Genomic DNA, 26,004 nt, shown 5'->3' on the forward strand with positions numbered 1-26,004 from the left:
GGGGGAGGTCGGCACCCGACCATGCACGTCACGCATCTGTCGCTGGCCGACTTCCGCTCGTACGCCCGGGTCGAGGTCCCGCTCGACCCGGGCGTCACCGCGTTCGTCGGCCCCAACGGACAGGGCAAGACGAACCTGGTCGAGGCCGTCGGCTACCTGGCGACCCTCGGCAGTCACCGCGTGTCCTCCGACGCGCCCCTGGTCCGCATGGGAGCCGACCGTGCGGTCATCCGGGCCCAGGTGCGGCAGGGTGAGCGGCAGCAGCTGGTCGAGCTGGAGCTGAACCCCGGCAAGGCCAACCGCGCCCGTATCAACAGATCGTCGCAGGTCAAGCCGCGTGATGTGCTCGGCATCGTACGGACCGTGCTGTTCGCGCCGGAGGACCTCGCCCTGGTGAAGGGCGACCCCGGTGAGCGGCGGCGCTTCCTCGACGAGCTGATCACCGCGCGGGCGCCCCGCATGGCGGGTGTGCGCTCCGACTACGAGCGGGTCCTCAAGCAGCGCAACACCCTCCTCAAGACGGCCGCCCTGGCCCGCCGCCACGGCGGCCGCAGCATGGACCTGTCCACGCTCGACGTCTGGGACCAGCACCTCGCGCGCGTGGGCGCCGACCTGCTCGCCCAGCGCCAGGACCTGGTCGCAGCGATCCAGCCGCTGGCCGACAAGGCGTACGAGCAGCTGGCCCCCGGCGGCGGCCCCATCGGCCTGGAGTACAAACCGTCCTCTCCGGGGATCGTCGGCCACGCGCGCGAGGAGCTGTACGAGCAGCTGATCGCCGCCGTCGCCGAAGTCCGCAAGCAGGAGATCGAGCGGGGCGTCACCCTCGTGGGCCCCCATCGGGACGACCTGGTTCTCAAACTCGGTCAGTTGCCCGCCAAGGGATACGCCTCCCACGGGGAGTCCTGGTCCTACGCCCTGGCGCTGCGCCTCGCCTCCTACGACCTGCTGCGGGCCGAGGGCAACGAACCGGTGCTGATCCTCGACGACGTCTTCGCCGAGCTGGACGCGCGACGGCGGGAGCGGCTGGCCGAGCTGGTCGCCCCGGGCGAGCAGGTCCTGGTGACCGCCGCGGTCGACGACGACGTGCCCGGCGTACTGACGGGGACGCGGTTCGCCGTGTCCGACGGGGCGGTGGAACGCGTATGAGCGGATCCGAGGGAAGCCCGAAGACTCCCGAGCCGTCCGGTGTGGACCTCGCGCGCGTGGCGCTGCGCGCCGCCAAGGAGGCCGCACGCGCGCGTGGGGACGCGGCGCAGCAGAAGAGCCAGGCGCGGCGCGGTGGCGGTTTGCGCTCCGGCGCCCGCCGAGACGGCCGGGACCCGATGGCCCTCGGCTCCGCCATCAACCGGCTGATCACCGAGCGGGGCTGGGAGACGCCGGCCGCCGTCGGCGGGGTGATGGGCCGCTGGCCGCAGATCGTCGGCGAGGACCTGGCCCGGCGCTGCGTTCCCGAGCGGTACGACGAGGACGAGCGGGTCCTGCACGTGCGGTGCGATTCCACGGCCTGGGCGACGAACCTGCGCCTGCTCGCCCCGCAGCTGGTCGCCCGGCTCAACGAGGACCTCGGCCACGGCACCGTACGGCTGCTCAAGGTCCACGGACCCGGTGGTTCCGCCCACCGCTACGGCCCGCTGCGGGCCCCGGGAAGCACCGGTCCCGGCGATACCTACGGGTGACCGTAGTCACATTTTGACGCTCTCCCGGAAGCCGCCGGCTGCCCGGTCGCACCCCCCTGTGATCCCGCGTGCACGGTCGCGTGCGGATGCGAACTCCTACCTGACCCGGGGGTAGCAAAGGGTTGACACCCGGAAGCGCTGAGTGCCTCCGTGAGCCTCTTGGAGCCCCGCTCCGCATATGGGGAGTCGGGAAGGACCGGTTGAGGGCGGCACATGCGGACTCAGGTACCGGCAAACCCCCATCACTGTCGGCGCTACCGGTAGACTGGGAGCGAAACCCGCCCCATTCGTGGGGACCGCTTCGGAAACACTGTGCAACGCTGACAAAGGCTTCCACCGCAACATGCCGCAGCCGCTCCGGCAAACCCGCCGGGAGTCTGGCTTGTGCTGTGCCAGAAAGGGCGCTTCGTGGCCGATTCCGGCAACCCCAACGAGAACATCCCGTCCACCGAGGCCCTGGCCGGAACGGCCGAGGCCTCATCCTCGGCGTACGACGCCAGCGCCATCACCGTCCTCGAAGGGCTGGACGCGGTCCGCAAGCGGCCCGGCATGTACATCGGCTCGACCGGTGAGCGTGGCCTGCACCACCTGGTGCAGGAGGTCGTCGACAACTCCGTCGACGAGGCCCTGGCCGGGTACGCCGACACGATCGACGTGACGATCCTGCCCGACGGCGGCGTGCGCGTCGTGGACAACGGCCGAGGCATCCCCGTGGGTATCGTCCCGTCGGAGGGCAAGCCGGCCGTCGAGGTCGTGCTGACCGTCCTGCACGCGGGCGGCAAGTTCGGCGGCGGAGGCTACGCGGTCTCCGGCGGTCTGCACGGCGTGGGCGTCTCCGTCGTGAACGCCCTGTCGACCAAGGTCGCCGTCGAGGTCAAGACCGACGGCCACCGGTGGACGCAGGACTACAAGCTCGGCGTCCCGACGGCCCCGCTGGCCAAGCACGAGGCCACGCAGGAGCACGGCACCTCGGTGACGTTCTGGGCCGACCCGGACATCTTCGAGACCACCGACTACTCCTTCGAGACGCTCTCGCGGCGCTTCCAGGAGATGGCGTTCCTCAACAAGGGTTTGACGATCAAACTCACTGACGAGCGCGAGTCCGCGAAGGCCACCGCGGGTGCGGACGAGGCCGGCGAGGACGAGAAGCACGAGGTCAAGACGGTCACGTACCACTACGAGGGCGGCATCGTCGACTTCGTGAAGCACCTCAACTCCCGCAAGGGCGACGTGGTGCACCCCTCTGTCATCGACTTCGAGGCGGAGGACAAGGAGAGGCACCTCTCCGTCGAGATCGCGATGCAGTGGAACAGCGGTTACAGCGAGGGGGTGTACTCCTTCGCCAACATCATCCACACGCATGAGGGCGGCACCCACGAGGAGGGCTTCCGCGCGGCGCTCACCGGTCTGATCAACCGCTACGCGCGCGACAAGAAGCTGCTGCGGGAGAAGGACGACAACCTCACGGGTGACGACATCCGCGAGGGTCTGACGGCGATCATCTCGATCAAGCTGAGCGAGCCGCAGTTCGAGGGCCAGACCAAGACCAAGCTGGGCAACACGGAGGCGAAGACCTTCGTGCAGAAGGTCGTGCACGAGCACCTCACCGACTGGCTGGACCGCAACCCGAACGAGGCCGCGGACATCATCCGCAAGTCGATCCAGGCGGCCACCGCGCGCGTGGCGGCCCGCAAGGCCCGTGACCTCACCCGTCGCAAGGGCCTGCTGGAGACGGCGTCCCTGCCGGGCAAGCTGAGCGACTGCCAGTCGAACGACCCCACCAAGTGCGAGATCTTCATCGTCGAGGGTGACTCCGCCGGCGGCTCGGCCAAGTCCGGCCGCAACCCGCAGTACCAGGCGATCCTCCCGATCCGCGGCAAGATCCTCAACGTCGAGAAGGCGCGGATCGACAAGATCCTGCAGAACCAGGAGATCCAGGCGCTGATCTCCGCCTTCGGCACCGGGGTCCACGAGGACTTCGACATCGAGAAGCTGCGCTATCACAAGATCATCCTGATGGCGGACGCCGACGTCGACGGCCAGCACATCAACACCCTGCTGCTGACCTTCCTCTTCCGCTTCATGCGCCCGCTGGTCGAGGCCGGGCACGTCTTCCTGTCGCGTCCGCCGCTCTACAAGATCAAGTGGGGCCGGGACGACTTCGAGTACGCCTACTCGGACCGTGAGCGCGACGCCCTGATCGAGCTCGGCCGGCAGAACGGCAAGCGGATCAAGGAAGACTCGATCCAGCGCTTCAAGGGTCTCGGCGAGATGAACGCCGAGGAGCTGCGCATCACGACCATGGACCAGGACCACCGTGTCCTCGGCCAGGTCACGCTCGACGACGCCGCCCAGGCCGACGAGCTGTTCTCGGTGCTCATGGGCGAGGACGTCGAGGCCCGGCGCCAGTTCATCCAGCGCAACGCCAAGGACGTCCGCTTCCTCGACATCTGAGTCGGTCTCAGCTGACCGCACCAGGAAGGATCCCCACCAGCAATGGCCGACGAGATCACCCCCGTCACGCCTGACCCCACCGAGGGCGAGACCACCGTGCGCATCGAGCCCGTCGGGCTCGAGACGGAGATGCAGCGCTCGTACCTGGACTACGCGATGTCCGTCATCGTGTCCCGCGCGCTGCCCGACGTACGCGACGGTCTCAAGCCCGTCCACCGCCGTGTCCTGTACGCCATGTACGACGGCGGCTACCGGCCCGAGAAGGGCTTCTACAAGTGCGCCCGTGTCGTCGGTGACGTCATGGGCAACTACCACCCCCACGGCGACTCCTCGATCTACGACGCGCTGGTCCGCCTCGCACAGCCGTGGTCGATGCGCATGCCGCTGGTGGACTCCAACGGCAACTTCGGCTCTCCGGGCAACGACCCGGCGGCGGCCATGCGCTACACCGAGTGCAAGATGGCGCCGCTGTCGATGGAGATGGTCCGTGACATCGACGAGGAGACCGTCGACTTCACGGACAACTACGACGGCCGCTCCCAGGAGCCGACCGTCCTGCCGGCCCGCTTCCCGAACCTGCTGATCAACGGCTCGGCCGGTATCGCGGTCGGCATGGCCACCAACATCCCGCCGCACAACCTCCGCGAGGTCGCGGCCGGCGCGCAGTGGTACCTGGAGAACCCGGAGGCCTCCCACGAGGAGCTCCTGGACGCCCTGATCGAGCGCATCAAGGGCCCCGACTTCCCGACCGGCGCCCTGGTCGTCGGCCGCAAGGGCATCGAGGAGGCGTACCGCACGGGCCGCGGCTCCATCACGATGCGCGCGGTCGTCGAGGTCGAGGAGATCCAGAACCGCCAGTGCCTGGTGGTCACCGAACTGCCGTACCAGGTCAACCCGGACAACCTCGCGCAGAAGATCGCCGACCTCGTCAAGGACGGCAAGATCGGCGGCATCGCCGACGTCCGCGACGAGACGTCCTCCCGTACGGGCCAGCGCCTGGTCATCGTGCTGAAGCGGGACGCGGTCGCCAAGGTCGTGCTGAACAACCTGTACAAGCACACCGACCTGCAGACGAACTTCGGCGCCAACATGCTGGCGCTGGTCGACGGCGTGCCCCGCACGCTCTCCCTGGACGCGTTCATCCGCCACTGGGTGACGCACCAGATCGAGGTCATCGTCCGCCGTACGCGCTTCCGGCTGCGCAAGGCCGAGGAGCGCGCGCACATCCTGCGCGGTCTGCTGAAGGCCCTGGACGCCATCGACGAGGTCATCGCGCTGATCCGGCGCAGCGACACCGTCGACATCGCGCGCACCGGTCTGATGGACCTCCTGGAGATCGACGAGATCCAGGCCAACGCCATCCTCGAGATGCAGCTGCGCCGGCTGGCCGCCCTGGAGCGTCAGAAGATCCTCCAGGAGCACGCCGAACTCCAGGCGAAGATCAACGAGTACAACGAGATCCTCGCCTCGCCGGTCCGTCAGCGCGGGATCGTCAGCGCCGAACTCGCCGCGATCGTCGAGAAGTACGGCGACGACCGCAAGACGATGCTGGTCCCCTACGACGGCGACATGTCCATCGAGGACCTCATCGCCGAGGAGGACATCGTCGTCACGGTCACCCGCGGCGGCTACGTCAAGCGCACCAAGGCCGACGACTACCGGGCGCAGAAGCGCGGCGGCAAGGGCGTGCGCGGCGCGAAGCTCAAGGAAGACGACATCGTCGACCACTTCTTCGTGTCCACGACCCACCACTGGCTGCTGTTCTTCACCAACAAGGGCCGTGTGTACCGGGCCAAGGCCTACGAGCTGCCGGACGCGGGACGTGACGCGCGTGGACAGCACGTCGCCAACCTGCTGGCCTTCCAGCCGGACGAGGCGATCGCGGAGATCCTCGCGATCCGCGACTACGAGGCCACGCCGTACCTGGTGCTCGCCACCAAGGGCGGTCTTGTGAAGAAGACGCCTCTGAAGGATTACGATTCGCCCCGTTCCGGCGGCGTCATTGCGATCAACCTCCGTGAGAAGGAGGACGGTTCCGATGACGAACTGATCGGAGCCGAACTCGTATCGGCAGAGGATGACATCCTTCTGATCAGCAAGAAGGCACAGTCGATCCGCTTCACGGCGACCGACGACGCGCTGCGGCCCATGGGCCGTGCGACCTCGGGTGTCAAGGGCATGAGTTTCCGTGAGGGAGACGAGCTGCTCTCGATGAATGTTGTTCGACCCGGTACGTTCGTGTTCACTGCCACAGACGGCGGGTACGCGAAGCGGACCGCCGTCGACGAGTACCGCGTTCAGGGTCGCGGCGGCCTCGGCATCAAGGCCGCCAAGATCGTGGAGGACCGCGGTTCGCTCGTCGGCGCGCTGGTGGTCGAGGAGACCGATGAGATCCTCGCCATCACGCTGTCGGGCGGTGTGATTCGTACGCGGGTCAATGAGATCAGGGAAACCGGCCGTGACACCATGGGCGTCCAACTGATCAACCTGGGCAAGCGCGATGCCGTGGTCGGTATCGCCCGTAACGCCGAGGCGGGACGCGAGGCGGAGGAAGTCGACGGCGAGGACGCCGTCGACGAGACCGCCGAGGGCGTCGCGACGATCGGCACGGACGAGGGTGAGGCGCCCTCGGCCGAGTAGGCACGAGGAGTGAGTCAGCGTGAGCGGAGCCACGGGCGCCGGATCGTCCGGTAGTTCGTCCGGCACTTCGACCGGTGCGGAAACGGACGGCGGCGGCCGTGGCTCCGCCGCGCGTGCGATGGACACGCACACGACGCAACTGAAGGCGATCAAGCCGAACCCGACCGATTCGGCTTCGCCCTCACCCTCGTCCGAGAAGCATGGATCGCAGGGGGGAACTGTGACGGACACAAGGGGGGCGCAGGCGAAGCCGCCCGCGCCGGGGACCCCGCCCACGGCGCCGGGCGGGCGCCAGACGCCGGCGCAGCCCCAGCCGCAGGCGCACGCCCAGCCGTCGGCGCAGGCCGCGGGCTCGGCGCTGCCCGGCGAGCGCGGTCCGCAGCAGCAGACGGGGCCGTACCACCCGCCGCAGGCGTACCAGGCGGCGCCTGGCGAGAGTGCCTCGCGCAAGCCGCGTCCGGGGGCCGGCACGGTGCCGCGTACCCGCAAGGCGCGGCTTCGGGTGGCCAAGGCCGACCCGTGGTCGGTGATGAAGGTGAGCTTCCTGCTCTCCATCGCCCTCGGCATCTGCACGATCGTCGCGGCCGCGGTGCTGTGGATGGTCATGAACGCGATGGGCGTCTTCTCCACGGTCGGCGCGACCATCTCCGAGGCCACCGGCTCGAACGAGTCCAACGGCTTCGATCTTCAGTCGTTCCTGTCGCTGCCCAACGTGCTGATCTTCACGACGATCATCGCGGTCATCGACGTCGTCCTCGCCACCGCCCTCGCGACGCTCGGCGCGTTCATCTACAACCTCTCCGCGGGCTTCGTCGGTGGCATCGAGCTGACGCTGGCCGAGGACGAGTAGACGTGTAGGGGCGACGGCGCCCTGAGACGGAGCCCTCTGCGGGGTGTCCCACCGCTTCGCGGTCCCTCCCCGGGTATCGATTTTGGGACTGCCCACGTCGTGCGCTAATCTTCAGGAGTCAGCGCGCGGGACACACACCGCAGAGCGCGGCGGGGCTATAGCTCAGTTGGTTAGAGCGCATCCCTGATAAGGATGAGGCCACAGGTTCAAATCCTGTTAGCCCCACAGCGGCATAGCGCCAGGTGAGAAGCCCGGTAGACCATCAGCGTCTACCGGGCTTCTACATTTGATGATCTTGGTTTCCCGCTACTCTCCCGTAACGTCGTCGACTTGGGGTCTACCCTTGCGGCACGCAGTGAGCCCCCTGCCAGTAGGCGCGGCAGGGGGCTCCACTGTGTCCGGCCGCATGCCTCCCGAGCTCGTGGCCGGACACCGACGACGCGCTCACGGAGCTGTGGACCCGCCGTCGGTGTCCAAAAAATTTGGACACTACGAATATGACAGGCTCCGAGCGAGGTGTCCATAATTTTTGGACAGCTCTTGGCCTAGGGCTGGCATTGTGTGACCGAAAGCTTGGACACTATGGCTACCGGGAGCCCTGAGCGGCGCTCGACGCGTACCGGAGAGCGACCCCCACCGTGAGCACCGGGAGATGAGGAACCATGGCGCCTGAGACGCCCCAGGAGCGTACAGAGCTGGCAGACCTGGTCGCCGCACGCATTGCCGACCTCGGACTCAGCTACCGCCGCCTGGCGGACCTCTGCGTCGACCCGGAGGCCCTAACCGAGGAAGAGGCGCGGCCCTGGGCGCGCAGCACCCTGGAGAACCTCATCAAGGGGCGCCGCATCACCGCCCCCACGCTGCCCATGCTCAGGGCCCTCGCCGCGGGCCTGCAACTGCACCTCGGCCAGATCCAGGAGGCCGCCGGCGCCCAGTTCCTCGGCATCGACAGCGTATGGAGCCAGGACGGCCAGGCCCGCGCGCTCGTCATCGGCTTCCGCGAGATGAGCCCCGAGGACCAAGCGAAGGTCCTGGCGCTCATCGAGGAGAAGACCCAACTTCGGCGCGACTGAATCCAACCCCAACACCGGCCCGCCAGTGTGCACTTGACGCGGGGTCATTACTTACCGTGCATCAAGGGGTGGCTGAAAGTCGCCGTCGCGGGCATGATGGGCGTTCGCCTGGGAAGCGCTTGCCGATAGAATAACTCCGTGCTGCCCGCCCTGTCCCCGGGACGAGCAGCCGGGACCGTGGGGGCTCCATGTCGAACCAGCAGTCAGTGATCTACATCCTCGGAGTGCCGGACAGCGCCTCGCCCGGGCAGCTCATCCACATCGAGGAGCATCCCGAGGCGCTCGCCGCCGTCTACATCAACCCGCTCGAGATGCGGAACGCCGCGGTATGGGACGTGAACTGGCTCACGCGCCACCAGATGGGCCATGGGCTGTGGCAGCAGAACTGGGGCGACGACTCACACGAGGGCCGCGTCCACGAGCCGCCCCGCGGCCTGGACCTGGCCGTCGCCCGCTGGGAGCTCGTCGCCCGCGACAGGCTCCCGGACGACGTGCACGTCTTCCCTGTAGAGCACGAAGGGCGCTTCATCTGGTACATCCGCTCGGGCTACGCCACGCAGGCGCTCTGCGACGCTGTGAACGCGGCCTTCGACCGGATCGTGGGTGACGCCCTGTGGGTGCAGCGCTGGTACGACCGCAACCGATTCGGCATTGACGTTCCCGACCTGCCGCTCCTCCCCGCCGCAGAAGTGGAGCTGCCGCTCTCGGCACGGTGAGCAGTTCGGTGCCCGAGCAGGGTGATGACTGTTCGTGATCCTGTGTAGCTTTCGCGTACACGCGTCTACTGGATGTAGATCGATCGCTGCTGTGGGTACAGTGCAGGTAGGGGAGATGGACGTGGTCATTCCGTCCATCTGACGCACAGCCCCGAGCAAGCCCGGCTGGGATGCTCGGGAGGCTCCCGGCCGGAAGGGGCGCCCCTCGCCGCATCAGTCGGCGAGGGGCGTCATGCTGCACACAGTAAACCGCCCCGCCCTCCAATACGGAGGACGGGGCGGCGGCGCTCAGCCAGACGGGCTGAACGCCTTGCGGAGCCGTGGACGCACATCACACCGCCCCGCCTTCCGGGCCGCCCGACGCGGCGGCCGGCCCGGGGCCTTGATGAGTGACCGCCCGAACCTGACGAACGGGCGGCCACCCCTCCACTCGGAGCCGGCACGGGGGTCGACCGGCAGCCGAGGTCTACGCGGCAGCGTCACGCCGCCGCACGTACGCCGCCCACAGGCCCTTGGCCGTCGCGCAGCGGATCTCGCCGTACTCGCAGTCCTCGCAGAGCATCGAGTGGTCCATGAACGCCTGGTAGCGGGCGTACGTCCCCGACGGCGCGACCGCCTGGAGGTACCCGGGCCCGCCGCTGCCCCTCTCACGGGGCTGCCACTGGACGCCGCTCACCGCCGCTTCCTCCTCCTTGGCGCCTCCTCCGGCTCGGCAGCCGGCTGCTCGTGAGGATGGCGGCGCATCTCGATCTCGCACGTCGTGGCCTGCGAGATGTTGTCCTGTGCCTCGGCCTCAGCCCGCTGCCGGTCCAGTGCCTCACACACATCGCACCCCGGCGCCGGGCGCGGTGGACGGGTCGGGTCAGGCAGGTAGATGGGCGGTTCGTCGGTCGTCTGCTGTCTCATCCGAGGTCCTCCATCGCAGGGCTCCACGGGCCGAAGGCGGCACCGAGTAGCGCAGGGTCGGTCAACAGGCCGGAGCCGTCCGGCGGGCGCAGCCACACCCGGCCCCGCACCCCGTACAGCACCGGCGGACAGGCCAGGGCCCAGCCCGCAGGCCGTACGGTGAGCTGCGTGACGTCGCCCAGCTCGTCACCGAGGTCCGCGGGCAGCAGCCACGAGGCGACGCAGGTGGAGACGTCGGCGAGGACGGGTCTGCTGTGGTCCCGTGTTCGCCGCATCACGTCCATCGCCAGAGCGAGCGGCGCCTGAGCTACCCGCCAGTGCTCGCCCGTCGGGAACGACGCCAGCTCCTCCTCGTCCCAGAGCATCTGCGCCGCAGCAGGGTCGGGGGCGCAGGAGAGGAGCCAGTCCTGTCCGGCCTGCCGCAGACTCTCCATCCTCGACGTCGTCTTCATGCCGCCGGGCTCTTCCCTCGAAGTGCACCAGCCAGGCGCATGGCCACGTCCGCGCGCACCCGCCCGAGGTCCACGAGCCGGAGATCGGGCGCCGTGTGCTCCACCGCAAGGGAAGGGAACACGATTCCCGCCTGCCCGAGGGCCTCCCTCAGCGACTCCACAGCCGCGTACGGGTCGATGTCTGGCAACTCGCGTGCTTCGACCATGAACAGCACGCTATGGAGGGGGTGTTGACAGGCGCCAGACGATGTTCTCGAATGTTCTCACTGTCCCGTTGAATGTTCGCGTGTGGTCTCACGAAGGCACGGCTGCCTAGTAGTAAGCGCCATCGGGCCTGGTGATGCTGAAGGCGACACTCACCCCTCGGTACCAAGGGAGCGACCATGGCACGACGGCTGCGATTCAACGGCACCGACAGCAAGAACGGCGCTTGCCCGGCCCTTCACGAGGACCTCGACAGCGGCGAATTCATCGTCCAGGGCCGCCCCGTCACGGCGCCGGACGATCTCCGGCAGCTCCAGCACTTCGGCCTCGACGACGCCGCGGTCGTCGTGCCGCGCGAACTGCTCGTCAATCACGGCCCCAAGGAGATGGAGCGCGTGCCCAAGCTGATCAGCCTGGCCGAGTTCGGCCAGCTGTTCCATCACTTCGACCACTCGGCCTGGCACCTGGAGACCCGGCGCGGTTACGCCTCCGACCGCGACGACGAGGGCTACGCCCAGTTCCTCGCCACAGGCCAGGCCCCGATGGACCTCGACAGCGACTGGTGCCAGAACATCCGCAGGCAGACCGAGGCCGGGAAGTACGTCGGGCGCGTGCGCGTCGTCGACAGCCCACCGACCGAGGGCCAGCTGTTCCTCCTGTCGTACGCCCGGTGCAACGCGGCCACCGGCGAGGACGCTCGGAACCTGTGGCGGGAGGCCGCCGAGCGAGCCCACCTGCCAGCCGAGGATTTCTGGATCTTCGACAGCCGCCTCGTGGCCATCCTCCGCTTCGACGACGAGGACGTCTTCCACGACGTCGAGATCATCACGGAGCCCGCCGAGGTGCTGCGGTACTGCCAGGTCCGCGACGCGGCCGTCCACGCCTCCGTCCCGTACGACACATTCGCCGCCCAGCTCGACGCGAAGGGCTGACCCACCGCCGGTGAGCACGGACTACCAGCAGGCCAGGGAGGCGCTCGGCATGCGCCTGCGCGAACTGCGCCTGTCCGCCCCCGGCGGCCGCCTCACCGGCACCGTGCTCGCCGAGCGACTCGGCTGGCCGCACTCCAAGGTGTACAAGCTGGAGGGCGGCCGACAGACCGCCACGAGCGACGACCTGCGGGCCTGGGCGGACGCCGTCGGCCAGCCGGACACCTTCGAGGAACTGGCCGCCCGGCTCCAGGGCTTCGAGTCCCACATCAGGTCCTGGCGCCGCCAGCTCGCCGCCGGCCACCTGCCGGTCCAGGACAGCTGGAACCTCGAAGTCGACCGGTCCCGGGTCATCTACGCATGGGAGGAGTCCGTCGTCCCCGGCATGCTCCAGACGGCCGACTACGCGCGGCACATGTTCCTGCGGTACGCCGACCTCCAGGGCCTCCAAGGTCCCAAGCGCGACACCGACGAGGCCGTGCGGGCGCGGATGAAGCGCCAGGCGTGGCTGTACGAGGGCGGCCGCAAGTTCCACGCCCTGGTGTGGGAGGCAGCCCTCTACGCCCTGATCTGCCCCCCGTCCGTCCTCGCCAGTCAGCTCGACCGGCTCATGGGCGTCATCGGCATGGACACCGTAGAACTCGGCATCATCCCGCTCGGCGCCTCTCTCAAGATCCCTACGGCGAACGGGTTCTGGGTCCTCGACGAGCGGCTCGTCATCGCCGAGGACTGGCACGCCGAACTGTGGCTCGACGACGCGGACTCCGTGGCCACGTACCTGAAGGTCTGGCGCACGCTTCGGGAGTCCGCGGTCTACGGAGCGGACGCACAGAACGTGATCGGTCGGGTTCGCCGGACACTGAACCCCCGCTGACCCCGGGCATGACGAAGGGCCCCCTCCCGCCCGAAGGCGAGAGGGGGCATGAGTACGTCAGCGGCCAGCGGCTTGCCAGACGGCAACGCCGAGGGCTCCGAGGGCCGTCAACGCGGACAAGGTCGGCAGGGGCCAGCGGTTCCGTTCCAACGCGTCCAGGCGCGTCTCGTGGTCGGCGAGGGACTTGTCCGTCTGGTCACCGCGCTGCACGAGCAGAGCCAACTGGCCTTGCGTAGTGGCGTTCCCGACGTCGACCGAGCGCCGGATCTCCGCCAGCTCCAGCACGATCGACGTCGACTCCGGGGGTGTCACTCGCGACCCCCGTCGTCCGTGCGGAGCCAACCAGGCAGCAGCTGCTGGACGCCCGGCAGCGCCATCACCCGAGCGAACCCGCCCGCAACCGCGAGCGATCCCGCGACCCACGGCAGGGCCTCCGGGACACCGGAGGCGGACACGATCGCGGGCAGCATCACGGCGATGCCGACCGCGGTCTGAAGGACGGTGCGCACGGCGCGCTTCGTCGAGTCCTGCATGGTCACTCCTTCACGTCGAAGCCGTACCGCTGCCCCAGGAGGGACAGGGAGGTCTTGCCGAAGTAGCCGTCGGCGGGCTGGCCGAGCTGGCGGCCGCGGAACCCGCACCGCTCCTGCCACTCGCTGACGGCCGGCCGGGTCCGGGTGCCGAGGGAGCCGTCGACCCACCGCTTCCCCAGCAGGCCAGCGCGGTACAGGGCGTCCTCGACGACCAGGCCCTCGGCCTTGTAGGTGGTGCCGCCCTGCGGCAGGCCCGGGTCGCGGCGCTGCGCGGCCTTGATGTGCGCGAGAGAGACGACCGGCCGGGACGTGCCGGGCTTCGGCGGTACGGGCTCGCCGGCGCGGGCGATGATCGTGGGCAGCAGCTCGCTGCGGAACTGCGCGGCCCGCTTCTCGCCCGGGCAGGCGGTCCCGGACGGCGACCACTCCCGGAACATGCGGTGGATGCCGAAGCCGGGCTCGGCCCAGCCGGGGCAGGCCCGCAGGGGCACGTCGTGGGTGCGGTGCACCCACACGCCGAGGTCGGCCAGGACGTCGAGCTGCTCGTCCGTCCACGGGTCCGACGCCTTGGTGTTGGACGCCGACTCGACGCTGATCGCGCCGGTCCCGTCCGGCCTGCGGTTCGCCTGGTAGTTCGCGTCGGCGCGGGTCGTCGTCGACAGGTATTGGCCGAGGCTGCCGTCGAAGTCGACGCCGAAGTGGCTTTCCAGCGACGTCGAGTTCTTCCAGTAGGCGTAGAGGCGGTGCTCATCCCATGGCGCGACGATCGTGTGAAAGAGGAGCTGTGTCGGGCGGATCTGCGGCTGCTCACTGGACTCCGGCTGAAGCTCCAGCCGGACCGCGCCCGCGTACCAGGCCATCAGCTCTTCACCTCCCCGGACCCCGTGTTGCTCGCGGCCAGGACCGCCCAGTTCTTCGACTTCCACAGGTCGTCGAGGGCCTTGGTGATCTCCGGTCCGGTGAGGGTCTCGGCGAGCTGGTGGGCCAGGTCGTGGAACGGGCGGCTCACCGCCTGGAGGTGCTGGGGCAGGTGGTCGTAGCGGAAGTTCCGGAGCATCGCGGCGGTCGCGGGATGGATCTCTGCGGGCATGAGCACGCCTCCAGGGCATGAGAAAAGCCCCGGCTAGACGGCACGGGGCGTATGGATGAGCGCGGGTCAGTCCTCGGGGGCACCGACCCGCACGGGCCGGATCATGATCGTCACGTTCCGGCTGTGGTCGTCGTGATGGCCCGACGCCTCCACCAGCACCCCGTTCGGCGCGCCGGGGCCGGTCGGCCACGCCTGCAACTCGCCGAGGATGAAAGCCCTGGCGGCCTCGGCCTGGGTCAGGTCGCCGTGGTTGTCGGCCGCCTGCACCTCGGCGATGACGTCCGCCACGAGGCCCTCGGCGCGGATGGTGAGACTCAAGGAGTCCTCCTCAGGTGATGTCGGTGGCCGTCGTGTTCGGCGTGACGGACAGATCGTTGAGCTGGCCTGTGGCGTAGGTGCCGCGCCAGTCGTTGCCGTACCGGGAGAGCGTGGTGACGGTGTTCGTCGCGGAGAACGCGTAGGCCGCCTGGTTGCCGGAGCCGTGCGGGCGCACCTTGTTGCCGCTGACGTTGATCGAGTCGGCGTTCGTCGACAGGCGGATGCCGTATGAGGCGGCGTTGGTCGTCCGGCTGGGGCTCCGGATGAAGTTGTCCCGCAGGTGCACGAAGCTGGAGCTCTGGACGAGGATGCCGTTCTCGCCGGGCTCTCTGATCTGGTTGCCGACGATGTTCGAGTTGCTGTTGTCGACGATCGTGATGCCGTGCGAGGAGCAGGCGAACACGTTGTTCCCGGTGATCGTCAGCGTGTTGCAGTCCTCGGTCGAGATCCCGGTGCCGGCCACGTTGGCGATGATGTTGTCGCCGACCGCGATGCGGCTGCACTCCTGGAGGCGGATGCCGTTCTGGGCAGAGGTGCTGCCGTCGATGGTGTTCCCGGTGATCGCTACGTTGAGGATGGTGCCGGTGGCCTCCCCGAGGCAGATGATCGGCTCGTCGTAGGCCAGACCGCCCCGGAAGCTGTTGCCGGAGATCGTGATGTTCCGCATGCTCTGCGAAGCACCAGTCGGCGTGCCGTCCGGAAGCTTGGTGTCCTCAGGGTCGGACACGATGACCGACCGGCACCGAACGCCGGAACCACACGACACGAACGTGTTGCCCGTGATGGTGACGTCTTCCCAGTTGTAGGCGCTGATGCCGTACTGGAGGACGCCCTCGAACGAGCATCCCATGATGCGGATCCGACGATGCCACTTAGTGATGGTGGCGGAGTGCGACCCGATGCCGCGTGGCCAGGCCGTCGTGCCAGCCGTGCCCGAGGCCCCGAAGTAGCACCCGCTGATCAGTACGTCCTCGGTCGGTGTGTGGTCGTACGGACCGAAGCCGCCGAACACACCCGAGGACTTGGCGAGGTCGAGCTGGATGGCCTCGGAGAAGTCCCGACCGCCAGGGTCGACGTAGCCACGGAAACGACAGTTGAGCACCGCCCCACGCAACGTCGAGTTCATCTCGACAGCATGGAACCCCGGCAGATCGCGGACTTCGAGGTCCCTGATCACGATGTCGGTGGCGTGCCCGATGCTGATGCACATCGCGCTCGCGGTGAGGCCGGCGGTCGTCCCCCTCATGTTCCACAGGCCGCCCTCGATGACGATCCGGGAGTGGCCGGTGTACCCGCCGAACGCCTGGCCCGCGTCGCCGTTGATGATCATCGTCGCGGAGACATTGCGCCGGAACTCGGCGCCGGCCATCAGCGTGAGCCTCGTGTTGTTGTAGATCCGCAGCGTCGCGCCGATCAGGTACACGCCCGGCGGGACGAGTACCTGGGCGCCGCCGACGTCCCGCGCGGCATTCAGCGCGAGTTGGATGCCTGGGGAGGCGTCCGTCGTACCGCTGCTGTCCGCGCCGAAGTTCGTGACCTGGAACGCGGAGCGCTGGTTCATGGCCTCCAGGCGGCCGGCCGTGATGTCCATCCCGGCGAACCACTGCTCAACGGGGGTGACCAACGAGTCCTCCTCTCTACAGCGATGCGGGTGGGCGCCGGGCCAGCGTCACGGGCGTGCCCGAGCTGTGCGCCTTGGTGACGCCGTTGACGGAGCGGGCGCCGATCGTGAACGTCTGCGGCGACGAGGTGCCGCTGATCGCGGTCACCGACATGTGCTCGCCGCCGACATCGATCAAGATGGGCATCTCGTTGGCGTCGGTCGTCCACCTCGGCCCGGCGGTGACGGCGACGGACAGCGTGAGGTCGTCCGCGTCGATCCCGGCCGCCAACTCGCTGCCGTCGGTGAGGGCCTTGGTGGGCTGGTAGGCGCCGACGATGAAGCGGAGGTCGTCGATGTAGACCGCGTCCTCCCCGGCGCTCGCCGAGTTGTCCTTGGCGTACCGGAACAGGACGACGCTCTTGCCGGTGACGTCCACGGTGAACTTCGTCCACCCCACGGTGCCCTGGGCGCGGAGGACTTGGACGCCGTCGACGAGGACCAGGAGCCGGTCGCCCTCGAAGCCGGGCCCGCTGTTCTCGCTGCTGGTGCGGTACCAGAACGAGAACGACGTCGCCCCCGCCGGCACCGACACGGCAGCATCGCTCGTCTGGTTGTTGCCGATCGCCCCCGAGCGCAGCGAGTTCGTGCCCGAGTGGGCCTGCGCGCTCGTCCGCGTCCACGGCAGGTTCCCACCGTTGGTGATGGTCACCTCGTAAACGCCGTCCTCGAACCCCTCCCGGACGACGTTGATGTTCGCCAGGTCCCACGGGCCTCCCGGCTCGCACGTGAAGGTCCTCGTCCATGTGCGGGGCAGGAGCGTCTCCGTCCAGCCGGTGACGAGGAGGTCGATGTCCCCGTACGAGACGTGCCCCGGCAAGGACTTGAGGCGGATGATGTCGCCCTCCCGCATCCGCAGCACGGCCGGGATCAGGTGCGGCGCCCTGTGCAGTTTGACGGTGACCGCCGGGTAGCGGGCGCCGTCGTAGGTGCCGTGGTACAGCCGCCAGTACGCGATCGGCTCCGCCTGCACGTCGTCCGCCAGCGACAGGGTGACGGAGTCGTCGTACAGGCCGATCCCGGCCGGTGGCGCCTGTACCGACAGCTTCCCGGTCTCCAGGACGGCGCGGGCCTCCGAGCCGCCGTCGCGGACCACCGTGCGGTCGTTGCGGTAGATGTCAGCCTCGTCGTCCGGCTCCAGCGGCGGCGCGAGGCCGGGCTGCCCGTAGACGAGTGTGAGAGCCGGGTCCTGGGTGTACATCGACGACCGGTCCCGGTACACGAGCCCGGGCCGCCGGCGGTCCTCCAGGAGCAGGCCGCCATCGGCGCTCGCCGCCGCCTGAAACAGCTCCACCAGTTTGGCCACCCGCTGCGGGCCGACCCGTTCCACCGGCAGATCACCGGGGATACGGGCCATCGGTACGCCCTCCTCGCCCGCCAGGCGCCGCATCCGCACCCACGCCGTCTCACCCGCGTACGCGTTATCCGAGCCGTCGTAGATGGTGCCCGCCGCGGCCGGCATCACGGAGAGGTGCCCAACCGACCAGCCCTCCGTCAAGGGGCCCCAGTTCGCGGTGACAGCGGTGACGTGCCCGGCAGAGGCGGTGATGTTCTTGGCGAGTTGCAGGGTGCTTCCGTTGACGTTGGCCCAGCCGATGACCCACTCCATCTGACCGCCGCCGAGGTCCTGCACGTAGAAGCGGAGCCGGTACCAGCCATGGAACGGGTCATCGACGAGGCTCACCCCCTGGTTGACCACGTCAGTGCCAGCGGCGTTGAACCCGGCGACGTGCGCGGACCCGGCGCGCATGCTGATCACCCAGCGGCGCACAGTGCCAGTGGTGGAGACGCTGAGGATCTCCGCACGCGGTCCGGACGAGGGGGGCGCCTTGTCGTCGGCGTTGTAGACGCACTCGACTTGCCACTGCCCGTCTGCGGCATCAGGCACGACCGCGGACAAGGTGGCGGCTGCCGTGAGCCTCGGCAGCGCCCTCGAGGACGGCAGCGTGTCCACAGCGGCCCACTCGACACCGGTGACGGCCGCCGGGGTGACCCCGGCGATCGGCGAGTAGGCGCGGGAGGCGAGTGTGTCCTCCTCGAACGGCCAGTACGCGATCGGGTTGGCCGACGGAATACGCCGACGCAGAGTGGAGTCGAGGGGCCGCTGCCCCTGGTTGAGCCGACGCAGGATCCCGGCCGCCTGCACCGGTGCCCATACCGCCTGCCCTGAGGGGACCCAGCGCTGCGGCCAGTTGGCGATCTCCCCGACGAAGATCTCCTGTCGGTCCGCGATGCTGGCGGCCCCGGAGTAGGACCAGACTCGGCCGGCGGAGTCGGTGAATCCAGCCGTGCCGAGCGGTTGCGCGGTGAAAACGGGTGCCGCGACGAGAGTGCCTCCGATGCCGGAGCGGACCTCTGCGGCGTAGACCTTCCCCTCGACGACTCGGCGCGGCACCGTGGCGGTCGGCTGGGCCGGCGCGATGAGTAGCGGAGCCGTGCTGACGTGGGTGGTGATCGTGCCCGCCGCGGTGAACGTCGTGTGGATCTGCGTCCACGGTCCGGCGATCGTGGGTGCCCAGTAGTGGGCGACGGCCCAGCTGCCGGCGCCGGTGTCGGCGTCGAGGGTGACGCGCAGCGCGGCCCGCTCCGGCAGGGCAGGCAGCGGCCGGGACACGAAATACGACTCACCCCCGCTGGTGATGCCGCTGATGTAGAGCGAGCCGTCCTGGATCCGCATGTGGTACGACCGGTTGCCGCTGTCGCCCCATTTGCCGAGCAGCATCTGTGCCCCGGGGCTGTACCAGCTGGCCTCGCCTTCCCACCTCAAATCGAGGTCGCCGGTGATGTCCAACGCGGCGTGGTCGGGTGTGCTGGCGTAGCTGGTGTCGCTGCCGTCGAGGTCGAGGAAGTGGACGCCGCCAGGGAGCCACAGCCTGACGGGGGTGTTCACGCTGAGGTCGTACGGCGAGTGCGGGTTCCGGGGGCTGAAGACTCCATCCCGGTTGTCGATCTTCAACGGCACGGTTGCGGGCTCCGCCAACGAGCCGGAACCCCTGTTGCGGATGCCGCGCGCGTGAACGATCGGATCGGACGTCCTGCACCGGGCGGTGATGTCCGTCCACGTCCCGCCCGGCCGGACCTCAACCCGCAGACCGAGCGGGTCTTCAGGGAACGCCACGAGGGCCTACCTCCTTGTGCCGAGGTAGAGCTGGACGTCGCCGCCCGCCCCATCGCCGATCTTGTCGCGGAGGATGCCGACGATCGCGTCGCCCAGCTGGCCTCCGAGGTCCACACGAACCAGCTGCGACGAGCTGCCCCCGACCGCCGCACTGCCGCCCCCGACGCTGGCCATGGCGGCCGGGGCCGGGGTTGCGGCCAGGACCCCGAAGGAGGAGTCCGCCATCGCGTCGGGCATGCCGGGCATGCCTGCCAGGGCACGACCGACCTGCCCGGTGTTCGCCTTGATGCTCTTCGCGAAGTCCGAGACCAGAGCCTGGCCGGAGTACGTGGTGTACCCCCGGCCGGAGAAGGGGCCCTCCTTGGCCGGGGAGTGGGGGAAGAACCTGCTGGCCGCGCTCACCACGCTGGAGACCGCCGACCTGACCGAGCCGACCTTGGACTTGATGCCGTTGATGAAGCCCTGGATCAGGCTCCCGCCGGCCGACAGCAGGATGCTGCCGACGTTGCCCAGCGCGGCCTTCGCCCGCCCTGGCAGACCGCGCACCCAGGACAGGAACTCGGAGCCCTTGCGGGAGGCGCCGTCCTTGAAGCGCTGCCAGGCACTCGCCGCCACGCTGGCGAGGATCGAGCCGAGCGCGGCCAGCGCGGCCAGCGTGCGGCCAGGCAGCGCGCGCACGCTCGTGATGAACGAGGACCAGGCGCGGCTCACGGGGCCGCCGATGTAGCGGGACCAGAGCCCCGCGAACCAGAGGCCGATCGCCATGCCGACCGCGGAGAACATGCCGCCCACCTCGCCCGCCTTCGCGGACACCCAGCCGGTGAACGCCTGCCACCACTTCGGCAGGTTGTCGTTGAGGCCGGTGATCAGGTTCCGTACGAAGCCGATCATGATCATGGCGACGGCCGCGGACAGCGCCGCTCCCACCGTGATCGGCAGAGCGACGATCGCGAGGACGATCGCCGCCGCGATCAGCCCGATCTTCAGGACCTTCTCCGGGTTCGCCGCCACGAAGTCGGCGATCTTCCCGCCGAAGTTCATCAGCCCCTCGACGGCCTTCGGCGCCTGCTCGACTACCTTCGCAGCCACCTTCTGACCGAGGAGCCCGAAGAAGCTGATGATGCGGTCCGCAGTGCCGTCGCTGCCCTTCCCGGCCTCCTCCCACAGACGGCCGAAGACGCCACCGACCTTGCCCCGGAACGTCTCCAGGCCGGGGACAACAACGCCGCCGAGGAAGTCCACGAGGTTCTGCTGCATGCCCCGCTTGAAGGCTTCCAGCTTCGTCCCCGCGTTGTCGCGGAGCGTGTCGCCCATCCGGTCGGCCGCGCCGCCCACCTCGCCCAGGGCTTCGGAAGCCGACGACGGGTCCAGCGCCATCAGCGCCTTCTGCGTGTCCTCGCTCTTCGTGCCGAACAAGGTCAGCGCCAGGGCGCTGCGCTCGGCCGGGTCCTTGATCTGCCGCAGCCCGTCAAAGACCTTGTCGAGAGCCGCCTTGGCCTCCGGGCCGCCCTTAGTGAAGGCGGCCTGCATCTCCTTGCCTGACAGACCGATCTTCGAGAACGCAGCGTCGACCTCTTCACCGCCGGCCTGGGTGATGAGCACGAACTCTTTCAGCGAGTCCGCGACCACATCGGTGTCGCGGGCGCCGGCCTTCAGGCCCTGCGACATCAGCCCGGTGGCGTCCTGGGCGGAGATGCCCATCTGCCGGAAGATCGTCGAGTACTCGTTGAAGGTGTCGGCGATGTCGTCCGCGCGCGGGCCCATCACCTGGAGCCCGCGGGTGAGGACGTCGAGGGCTTCGCCGCCGTCCTTCGCCAGCCCGGTTTTCAGGATCTGGCCGACGGCGTTCGCGGCCTGGCCGAGGTCCAACTCGAAGGTGCTGGCCAGGTCCGAGACCTTCGTGGCCATGGACTCGATCTGGGCGTTCGTCGCGTCCGGCGGCAGCAGGCCCGCACGCATCGTCGCCGAGATCGCGTCTGCGGCGGACTGGAAGTCCTCCGTGATCGCCTTCGAGTACAGGGCTCCGGCGATCTTGCCGTACTTCTGTGCCTCAGCCGGAGTCGCCCCCAGCTGCGCCCCCAGGCGGCCAGTGATCCGGGACTGCTCCATGGCCTGCCCCATGGCCGCCATCAGCGCCGCCCCGGCCGCAAGACCGATGCCGGCCGCCGCCGTCTTCAGCTTCTCCAACCCCTGCCCGGCCTGAGTGACGGCCTCGTCACCGCCCTGACGGGCCCCGTCACCGACCCCGTCAGACAGGGCCTGGCCCGCGTCCTCCCCCGCCGCGCGGGCCGCGGTGGTCGCGTCGTCGCCCGCCTGCTGGACGGCCCTGACGAACCGCCCGCGGACGTCCCTCAGACGGCCGTCAGCGCCCCGCACGAGGCCCTCGCCGAGGTTCTCCCCGGCCTGCTGTCCGGCCCGCTCGGCGTCGTCGCCCATCTGCTCGCCGGTGTCGCGCATGGCGCGCTCGGCACGGCGCAGGGCGGGGTCCACCCCCGAGTCGTCGAGGGTGATGACACCGGTGAGTTCACCAACGACGAGCGCCACAGCACTACCTCCTGGATCTGGGCTCCGGAGGAGCGAAGTGCCGGCTGACGCGGGACTCGGCGGAGAGCAGCCCGTACAGGCGGGTGAGGAACCAGCGCCACGACCGGGCGCGGAGGAGGCCGGGGGTGTTCAGGTCGAGGCCGTAGGTCTCCTGGAAGTCGGCCTCGACCAGTGGCCACTGCTCCAGGAGGCCGGTTCGGGTTACCCGCGGCCTGCGCCGCCCCCCTTGCGACCGCGCCGGCGGGAGCCCGCCCTCGTACCACTCGTAGAGCCCCGTGACCGGGTCGTACTCGCCGCAGCCGACGCCGAGGGCGCTGACCTCTGCTGCCGACGGGCCGTCCGGCTCGGGGCGAGGCGAGAAGGGTCGCCGCCCGCAGACCAGTACCGGGCGGCGGCGTCGCGGTCCTGGACGATCCACACCATGGTCGTGAGAGCCACGTGCCGGAACCGGGTCCAGCTCACGTCCGCGAGGATCTCGTCATGCATCGAGCCGAGGACCAGGCGGTACAGGTCCTTCTCCTCGTCGTCGTCGAGGAGTTCCTCGTCCGGCGAGGTGCCGTTCAGGAAGAGCCGCGCCGCTGCCTTGGTGATCTCCTCGACGCGGAGGCCATCCTCAGCGGGCGGCGACGGGATCCGGAAGGGGCGTGTCTGCCCGTCCTTGCAGAGCACCGGCAGCTCAAGCCAGTCGTCGAGGAAGTCGCCGAGCGCTTCGAACTGTGCGGCCATCAGCTGCCCGCGAGCGGGTTGTCGATCGTCGTGCGGGGTCCGTCGCCGGTGAAGTTGACGGCGACCTCGCCGAGCGCGGTGTACTCGCCGCCCTGCGGCTCCCACTCCGGGATCGCCCTGCCCTCGTACGCCTCCGGCAGGCCCTCGCGGTTGTACCAACGCAGGTGCACCAGGTTCGCCTCGCCGTACGCGTCCGCCGCGAGCCGGATCGCCTCGTGCACCGGGTGGAACACCTTGACGCTCTTGTTGGCCTTGCGGCGGATGGTCATCTCGATGGCCCAGGACTGCGCGGTCTTCGTGTTCCCGGCCCAGCCGTCGGAGTCGTAGTCGGAGCTGTCCTCGATGTTCGGCGGGGCCGTGTGCTGGAACGCGCGGACGCCGGGGCACAGCTGCCAGTCCGGCACGTCGTCCGTGCCCATGTTGACGTCGACCCGCCACTCGCGTGCGAGCTCGTTCTCCTCGATGGGAGTGGACATACGGTCCTCCTAGTCGATCAGGTGAGGCCCGGACCGGATCGTCCGGAAGTAGTAGTTGGCGACCAGCTCCATGCGGCCGTGGGTGTCCTGGCCGATCCACGCCTGGGAGTTGCGCCAGGAGATCTCCACCTGCACGCCGTGCGCGTCGTACGAGCGCCGGTTGTGCAGGACGGTGAACACGTCGTTGGCCAACTGCACGACGGCGAGAGGGTCCGTGCCCGCGCGCATGCGCGCCTGAATGCCGGTCACCGCGTCCGTGGAGTCGTCGTCCGACACCGGGTACGGGGTCAGGCCGATCGCCCGGTCCGGACCGTCTGGCACCTTGCCGAGCACGATCCCCGTGCTCCCGGCCGGCAGTACGCCGCTGGGGTCGTAAGTGCCGACGTCCTCGGCGTCGAGCAGCTCGGCAACGCCCTGGAGGAGATCGACGTCGTGGGTACTCATCGCATCGCCCGCCTCAACTGCGCCGCGACGATCGCGGCCACCTCAGCACGGGAGGCGTTGAGCGGTCCCTCCAGGTACTTCGCCTGCCGGCCGGGCGCGTGCCGGTAGTCCAGTTCCTCGTGCTGCCGCACGGCGTACGGGCCGTCGTATGACACCGCCGCCGTGAGCGTCCCCTCGTCCACGCTGGCCGTGCCCGTGCTCTGGAGGTACCCCTCGTCGAGCGGTACGACGGCCTGCGACTGGGTTAGGACGTGCTCGGCAGCGAGCACCAGGCCCCGCGCGGCCGCGGCCCGCAGCTCCCGCGCGACCGCCGAACCGTTGAAGTCGAGCTGGAAGCGTGCGGCCACAGCGCACCCCCTATTCGAGCTGAATCTCCAGATGGTTGGGCGTACCGAGCTTCTTGCCGTTGCGCCGCTTGGCCTGGATGACCTTCGTTACCCGACCGTCCGGCAGCGTGACCCTCGACAGAGGGGGCGCGGTCTCGTCGAGGCCCGCATACGCGGTCGACGTGGACGTGACCTGCTCACCACCGGGCGTCCGGACGGCTCGGGTCTGCTCGTCGAGGAGACACTTCATCGTGGCCAGCGCCCCGTACACGGGGCCATTGCTCGACTCGCCCGCGTACGGCTCGACGGTGATCTCGTGGATCAGGAACCGGGCAGGGATGGAGCCCATCAGTAGCACCCCGTGGACACGGTCATCCGGAACTTCGACGACGGCAGCGACGCGAGCGCCCGGGCCAGCTTCGGCGCGTAGTACGACGGCCCGGACCGGTTCTCTCCAGCGCCGTACTGGATGCTCACCGAGCCGATGGTCACGCCTTGGAGCGGGCCGGAGATGTCCGTCTCCGGGCCGACCTCCCCCCAGAACTCCACCTGCGCGCACACGGCTTCGGCGAACGCCGCCGCGACCTCGGCGTCGGTCGGCAGGCCGTCGTCGTCGACGTCGTACACGGCAGGGATCAGGAAGTCCCTGTCCAGCAGCCGGGATGCCTCCAGCAGCAGCCGGGCCGCGTCCAGTGGGGGCGCCGCCTGGAGGTAGTTGGCGAGCTGCGTCGTGGTCGCGTAGACCCGGCCGGTGAGCCCGGCGCCCGGGGTGGGCGCGACGGCCACCCGCTGGTTCTCGACGCTCGCTCCGGTCCCGGTAACCGTCCATCGCAGCAGCCACACCCCGGCCTGGGTGTACGTGACGGGCGCCGTCCACGTCTGCCCGCCACCTGCCCCCGTCACGGGCGGGTTCACTGTGGTGCCGTCCGGCAGGGTCACGACCAGCGCCGCGTCCGTGGTGTTGTCGTACGGGTCCACGGTCAGCGACGCGGTGACGAGGTCTCCGACATCAGGCATCAGCCACCTCCACTCACGGACGTCATCAGGGTCGGCCCGCTGACGCCAGCCGTCAGGGCCGGGCCGGACAAGCCTGCGGTCAGGGACTCGGCCGGGCGCTGCACCACGGTGACCAGGGCCCGCGCTGTAGTCGCCTCGACTGCGGTACCGAGCGTGAGCCGCTTCCCGTCGGCCAGCGGCCGCGCGGTCGCGCTCCCTGCGGCGGTGCCGAGGGCCAACCGCTTGCTTGCATCGAGCGGCCGGGCTGTACTGGTCTCGGAGGCCTCGCCGAGCACGAGCGTCTTGTGTCGGCTGAGGGGTTGCGCGGCGTCGGTTCCGGCGGTGACACCAAGGGTTCGCGTCTTGGCCGGGGTGAGCGGGCGGGCGGTGTCCGCCTCGGCGGCCAGGGCGAGCGCGAGGGTCTGGCCGAAGACGTTGACGTTGTCGAACTCGGCGAAGTCGTCTGTGCCGTCGGAGCGGTGGGCGATGAGCTGGAACTCCAGGTCCGCGTCCCCGACCCAGGAGGGGCTGGTCTCTGTCCGCTGGTTCGTCCAGTCGACGCCGTCCGGGGAGGTGTCCCAGAAGACCGTTCCTCCAGTCTCGCGTACTCGTAGCCATGCGTGATCCGTCGACGAGTACGGGACGACCACTGCGCCGGGGTCGAAGTAGCCGGTCCGGGAGAAGCACACCAGCTCGTCACTGGTCATGCGCAGCTCGAACCCCAGGTCGGTTCCGCCCGTGCTGCTCTTGATCAGGATCTGCGCCCACGCCTCCGTCGTCGCCCCGCCACCGGCGTGCGGATACGCGCGCAGGTACACCGAGGACTCTTGAAGGGTGTAGGCGAGGGCTGTGCTGTATGCGTTGAAGCCGGTGTCACAGGCGATCCGGGCCCTGCCGCCCACCTCCGAGATGTTCCCGAAGGAGTTGGGCCACAGCGTTCCGTCGATCGCGTTGTCGTTGAAGTTGTCCTGCACCGTCTCCAGCAACGCCACCCGGGCT

Annotated in this window: 27 protein-coding genes and 1 tRNA gene; 10 read left to right on the forward strand and 18 right to left on the reverse strand. The window is 69.3% G+C overall.

Annotated features, from left to right (window positions below; translation table 11 throughout):
- Nucleotides 1-21: 21 nt before the first annotated feature.
- The 8 genes from recF (at nt 22) to M8J73_RS17525 (ending at nt 9,409) form a co-directional block, all read left to right on the forward strand.
- Nucleotides 22-1,146 carry a DNA replication/repair protein RecF gene (gene recF, locus M8J73_RS17490; protein WP_055537140.1) on the forward strand — a complete coding sequence of 375 codons (1,125 nt, stop codon included), beginning with the start codon at nt 22-24 and terminating at the stop codon, nt 1,144-1,146.
- A complete protein-coding gene (locus M8J73_RS17495; protein WP_206187760.1) occupies nt 1,143-1,676 on the forward strand; it encodes a DciA family protein in 534 nt (177 codons plus the stop codon). Before recF ends, M8J73_RS17495 begins: the two co-directional genes overlap by 4 nt.
- 384 nt (nt 1,677-2,060) lie before the next feature.
- On the forward strand, nt 2,061-4,130 hold the full coding sequence (gene gyrB, locus M8J73_RS17500; RefSeq protein ID WP_055537139.1) for a DNA topoisomerase (ATP-hydrolyzing) subunit B: 2,070 nt from the start codon (nt 2,061-2,063) through the stop codon (nt 4,128-4,130).
- Between the two features lie 42 nt (nt 4,131-4,172).
- Nucleotides 4,173-6,770: a DNA gyrase subunit A gene (gene gyrA, locus M8J73_RS17505; protein ID WP_055537138.1), complete on the forward strand. Its 2,598-nt coding sequence runs from the start codon at nt 4,173-4,175 to the stop codon at nt 6,768-6,770.
- A 19-nt stretch (nt 6,771-6,789) separates the two neighbouring features.
- On the forward strand, nt 6,790-7,620 hold the full coding sequence (locus tag M8J73_RS17510) for a DUF3566 domain-containing protein (RefSeq protein WP_055537137.1): 831 nt from the start codon (nt 6,790-6,792) through the stop codon (nt 7,618-7,620).
- 151 nt (nt 7,621-7,771) lie between these two features.
- Nucleotides 7,772-7,845, forward strand: a tRNA-Ile gene (locus M8J73_RS17515).
- Nucleotides 7,846-8,282: 437 nt separating this feature from the next.
- Entirely contained in the window at nt 8,283-8,693 is a 411-nt protein-coding gene (locus M8J73_RS17520; RefSeq protein WP_055536589.1) for a hypothetical protein, read from the forward strand.
- A gap of 188 nt (nt 8,694-8,881) precedes the next feature.
- Nucleotides 8,882-9,409 (forward strand): hypothetical protein, encoded by a 528-nt coding sequence (locus M8J73_RS17525; RefSeq protein WP_055536588.1) that lies wholly within the window; start codon nt 8,882-8,884, stop codon nt 9,407-9,409.
- A gap of 466 nt (nt 9,410-9,875) precedes the next feature.
- Here the strand turns inward: M8J73_RS17525 and M8J73_RS17530 are convergent, their stop codons facing one another.
- The 3 genes from M8J73_RS17530 to M8J73_RS17540 all read right to left on the reverse strand — a co-directional run bounded on the left by M8J73_RS17530 (nt 9,876) and on the right by M8J73_RS17540 (nt 10,973).
- Nucleotides 9,876-10,085 (reverse strand): hypothetical protein, encoded by a 210-nt coding sequence (locus tag M8J73_RS17530; protein WP_055536587.1) that lies wholly within the window; start codon nt 10,083-10,085, stop codon nt 9,876-9,878.
- A 226-nt stretch (nt 10,086-10,311) separates the two neighbouring features.
- Nucleotides 10,312-10,767 carry a hypothetical protein gene (locus M8J73_RS17535; RefSeq protein WP_240500839.1) on the reverse strand — a complete coding sequence of 152 codons (456 nt, stop codon included), beginning with the start codon at nt 10,765-10,767 and terminating at the stop codon, nt 10,312-10,314.
- Nucleotides 10,764-10,973: a hypothetical protein gene (locus M8J73_RS17540; protein ID WP_055536622.1), complete on the reverse strand. Its 210-nt coding sequence runs from the start codon at nt 10,971-10,973 to the stop codon at nt 10,764-10,766. The genes M8J73_RS17535 and M8J73_RS17540 overlap by 4 nt, the downstream gene beginning before the upstream one ends.
- 177 nt (nt 10,974-11,150) lie before the next feature.
- On the opposite strand from M8J73_RS17540, the gene M8J73_RS17545 reads away from it, so the two are divergent.
- A complete protein-coding gene (locus M8J73_RS17545; RefSeq protein WP_249828780.1) occupies nt 11,151-11,903 on the forward strand; it encodes a DUF6879 family protein in 753 nt (250 codons plus the stop codon).
- 10 nt (nt 11,904-11,913) lie between these two features.
- On the forward strand, nt 11,914-12,774 hold the full coding sequence (locus M8J73_RS17550) for a helix-turn-helix domain-containing protein (protein WP_055536584.1): 861 nt from the start codon (nt 11,914-11,916) through the stop codon (nt 12,772-12,774).
- 57 nt (nt 12,775-12,831) lie between these two features.
- Here the strand turns inward: M8J73_RS17550 and M8J73_RS17555 are convergent, their stop codons facing one another.
- The 15 genes from M8J73_RS17555 to M8J73_RS17625 all read right to left on the reverse strand — a co-directional run bounded on the left by M8J73_RS17555 (nt 12,832) and on the right by M8J73_RS17625 (nt 25,997).
- A complete protein-coding gene (locus tag M8J73_RS17555) occupies nt 12,832-13,086 on the reverse strand; it encodes a hypothetical protein (RefSeq protein ID WP_055536583.1) in 255 nt (84 codons plus the stop codon).
- A complete protein-coding gene (locus tag M8J73_RS17560) occupies nt 13,083-13,307 on the reverse strand; it encodes a hypothetical protein (RefSeq protein WP_055536582.1) in 225 nt (74 codons plus the stop codon). Before M8J73_RS17560 ends, M8J73_RS17555 begins: the two co-directional genes overlap by 4 nt.
- Before the next feature lie 2 nt (nt 13,308-13,309).
- Nucleotides 13,310-14,167: a peptidoglycan recognition protein family protein gene (locus M8J73_RS17565; protein ID WP_055536581.1), complete on the reverse strand. Its 858-nt coding sequence runs from the start codon at nt 14,165-14,167 to the stop codon at nt 13,310-13,312.
- The gene (locus tag M8J73_RS17570; RefSeq protein ID WP_063799130.1) at nt 14,167-14,397 is read right to left on the reverse strand and encodes a hypothetical protein; all 231 of its coding nucleotides are present in this window, start codon (nt 14,395-14,397) and stop codon (nt 14,167-14,169) included. The genes M8J73_RS17565 and M8J73_RS17570 overlap by 1 nt, the downstream gene beginning before the upstream one ends.
- A 66-nt stretch (nt 14,398-14,463) precedes the next feature.
- Complete coding sequence (locus M8J73_RS17575) at nt 14,464-14,715, reverse strand: hypothetical protein (protein ID WP_055536580.1); 252 nt, start codon at nt 14,713-14,715, stop codon at nt 14,464-14,466.
- 10 nt (nt 14,716-14,725) lie between these two features.
- Nucleotides 14,726-16,339, reverse strand: a complete 1,614-nt coding sequence (locus M8J73_RS17580) for a right-handed parallel beta-helix repeat-containing protein (protein ID WP_249828781.1) — start codon at nt 16,337-16,339, stop codon at nt 14,726-14,728.
- A gap of 13 nt (nt 16,340-16,352) precedes the next feature.
- Nucleotides 16,353-19,265 carry a hypothetical protein gene (locus tag M8J73_RS17585; RefSeq protein WP_249828782.1) on the reverse strand — a complete coding sequence of 971 codons (2,913 nt, stop codon included), beginning with the start codon at nt 19,263-19,265 and terminating at the stop codon, nt 16,353-16,355.
- Nucleotides 19,266-19,499: 234 nt separating this feature from the next.
- Nucleotides 19,500-22,037, reverse strand: a complete 2,538-nt coding sequence (locus M8J73_RS17590; protein WP_055536578.1) for a phage tail tape measure protein — start codon at nt 22,035-22,037, stop codon at nt 19,500-19,502.
- A 201-nt stretch (nt 22,038-22,238) separates the two neighbouring features.
- Nucleotides 22,239-22,763, reverse strand: a complete 525-nt coding sequence (locus M8J73_RS17595; protein WP_055536577.1) for a DUF7426 family protein — start codon at nt 22,761-22,763, stop codon at nt 22,239-22,241.
- Nucleotides 22,763-23,239 carry a phage tail tube protein gene (locus M8J73_RS17600; RefSeq protein WP_055536576.1) on the reverse strand — a complete coding sequence of 159 codons (477 nt, stop codon included), beginning with the start codon at nt 23,237-23,239 and terminating at the stop codon, nt 22,763-22,765. The genes M8J73_RS17595 and M8J73_RS17600 overlap by 1 nt, the downstream gene beginning before the upstream one ends.
- A 9-nt stretch (nt 23,240-23,248) precedes the next feature.
- Complete coding sequence (locus M8J73_RS17605) at nt 23,249-23,683, reverse strand: minor capsid protein (RefSeq protein ID WP_055536575.1); 435 nt, start codon at nt 23,681-23,683, stop codon at nt 23,249-23,251.
- Nucleotides 23,680-24,030 (reverse strand): hypothetical protein, encoded by a 351-nt coding sequence (locus tag M8J73_RS17610; RefSeq protein ID WP_055536574.1) that lies wholly within the window; start codon nt 24,028-24,030, stop codon nt 23,680-23,682. The genes M8J73_RS17605 and M8J73_RS17610 overlap by 4 nt, the downstream gene beginning before the upstream one ends.
- A 10-nt stretch (nt 24,031-24,040) precedes the next feature.
- The gene (locus tag M8J73_RS17615) at nt 24,041-24,358 is read right to left on the reverse strand and encodes a hypothetical protein (protein WP_055536573.1); all 318 of its coding nucleotides are present in this window, start codon (nt 24,356-24,358) and stop codon (nt 24,041-24,043) included.
- Entirely contained in the window at nt 24,358-25,026 is a 669-nt protein-coding gene (locus M8J73_RS17620) for a hypothetical protein (RefSeq protein ID WP_055536572.1), read from the reverse strand. Before M8J73_RS17620 ends, M8J73_RS17615 begins: the two co-directional genes overlap by 1 nt.
- Nucleotides 25,026-25,997: a hypothetical protein gene (locus M8J73_RS17625; protein ID WP_055536571.1), complete on the reverse strand. Its 972-nt coding sequence runs from the start codon at nt 25,995-25,997 to the stop codon at nt 25,026-25,028. The genes M8J73_RS17620 and M8J73_RS17625 overlap by 1 nt, the downstream gene beginning before the upstream one ends.
- Nucleotides 25,998-26,004: the final 7 nt, after the last annotated feature.

This window comes from Streptomyces neyagawaensis, assembly GCF_023516595.1.
Classification (GTDB): Bacteria; Actinomycetota; Actinomycetes; order Streptomycetales; family Streptomycetaceae; genus Streptomyces; species Streptomyces neyagawaensis.

Bases quoted from the DNA above. Each gene is read 5' to 3' on its own strand.
- recF (WP_055537140.1), top strand. From the start codon at position 22: ATGCACGTCACGCATCTGTCGCTGGCCGACTTCCGCTCGTACGCCCGG.
- M8J73_RS17495 (WP_206187760.1), top strand. From the start codon at position 1,143: ATGAGCGGATCCGAGGGAAGCCCGAAGACTCCCGAGCCGTCCGGTGTG.
- gyrA (WP_055537138.1), top strand. From the start codon at position 4,173: ATGGCCGACGAGATCACCCCCGTCACGCCTGACCCCACCGAGGGCGAG.
- M8J73_RS17520 (WP_055536589.1), top strand. From the start codon at position 8,283: ATGGCGCCTGAGACGCCCCAGGAGCGTACAGAGCTGGCAGACCTGGTC.
- M8J73_RS17525 (WP_055536588.1), top strand. From the start codon at position 8,882: ATGTCGAACCAGCAGTCAGTGATCTACATCCTCGGAGTGCCGGACAGC.
- M8J73_RS17535 (WP_240500839.1), bottom strand. From the start codon at position 10,767: ATGAAGACGACGTCGAGGATGGAGAGTCTGCGGCAGGCCGGACAGGAC.
- M8J73_RS17540 (WP_055536622.1), bottom strand. From the start codon at position 10,973: ATGGTCGAAGCACGCGAGTTGCCAGACATCGACCCGTACGCGGCTGTG.
- M8J73_RS17545 (WP_249828780.1), top strand. From the start codon at position 11,151: ATGGCACGACGGCTGCGATTCAACGGCACCGACAGCAAGAACGGCGCT.
- M8J73_RS17560 (WP_055536582.1), bottom strand. From the start codon at position 13,307: ATGCAGGACTCGACGAAGCGCGCCGTGCGCACCGTCCTTCAGACCGCG.
- M8J73_RS17565 (WP_055536581.1), bottom strand. From the start codon at position 14,167: ATGGCCTGGTACGCGGGCGCGGTCCGGCTGGAGCTTCAGCCGGAGTCC.
- M8J73_RS17570 (WP_063799130.1), bottom strand. From the start codon at position 14,397: ATGCCCGCAGAGATCCATCCCGCGACCGCCGCGATGCTCCGGAACTTC.
- M8J73_RS17595 (WP_055536577.1), bottom strand. From the start codon at position 22,763: ATGGCCGCACAGTTCGAAGCGCTCGGCGACTTCCTCGACGACTGGCTT.
- M8J73_RS17600 (WP_055536576.1), bottom strand. From the start codon at position 23,239: ATGTCCACTCCCATCGAGGAGAACGAGCTCGCACGCGAGTGGCGGGTC.
- M8J73_RS17605 (WP_055536575.1), bottom strand. From the start codon at position 23,683: ATGAGTACCCACGACGTCGATCTCCTCCAGGGCGTTGCCGAGCTGCTC.
- M8J73_RS17615 (WP_055536573.1), bottom strand. From the start codon at position 24,358: ATGGGCTCCATCCCTGCCCGGTTCCTGATCCACGAGATCACCGTCGAG.
- M8J73_RS17620 (WP_055536572.1), bottom strand. From the start codon at position 25,026: ATGCCTGATGTCGGAGACCTCGTCACCGCGTCGCTGACCGTGGACCCG.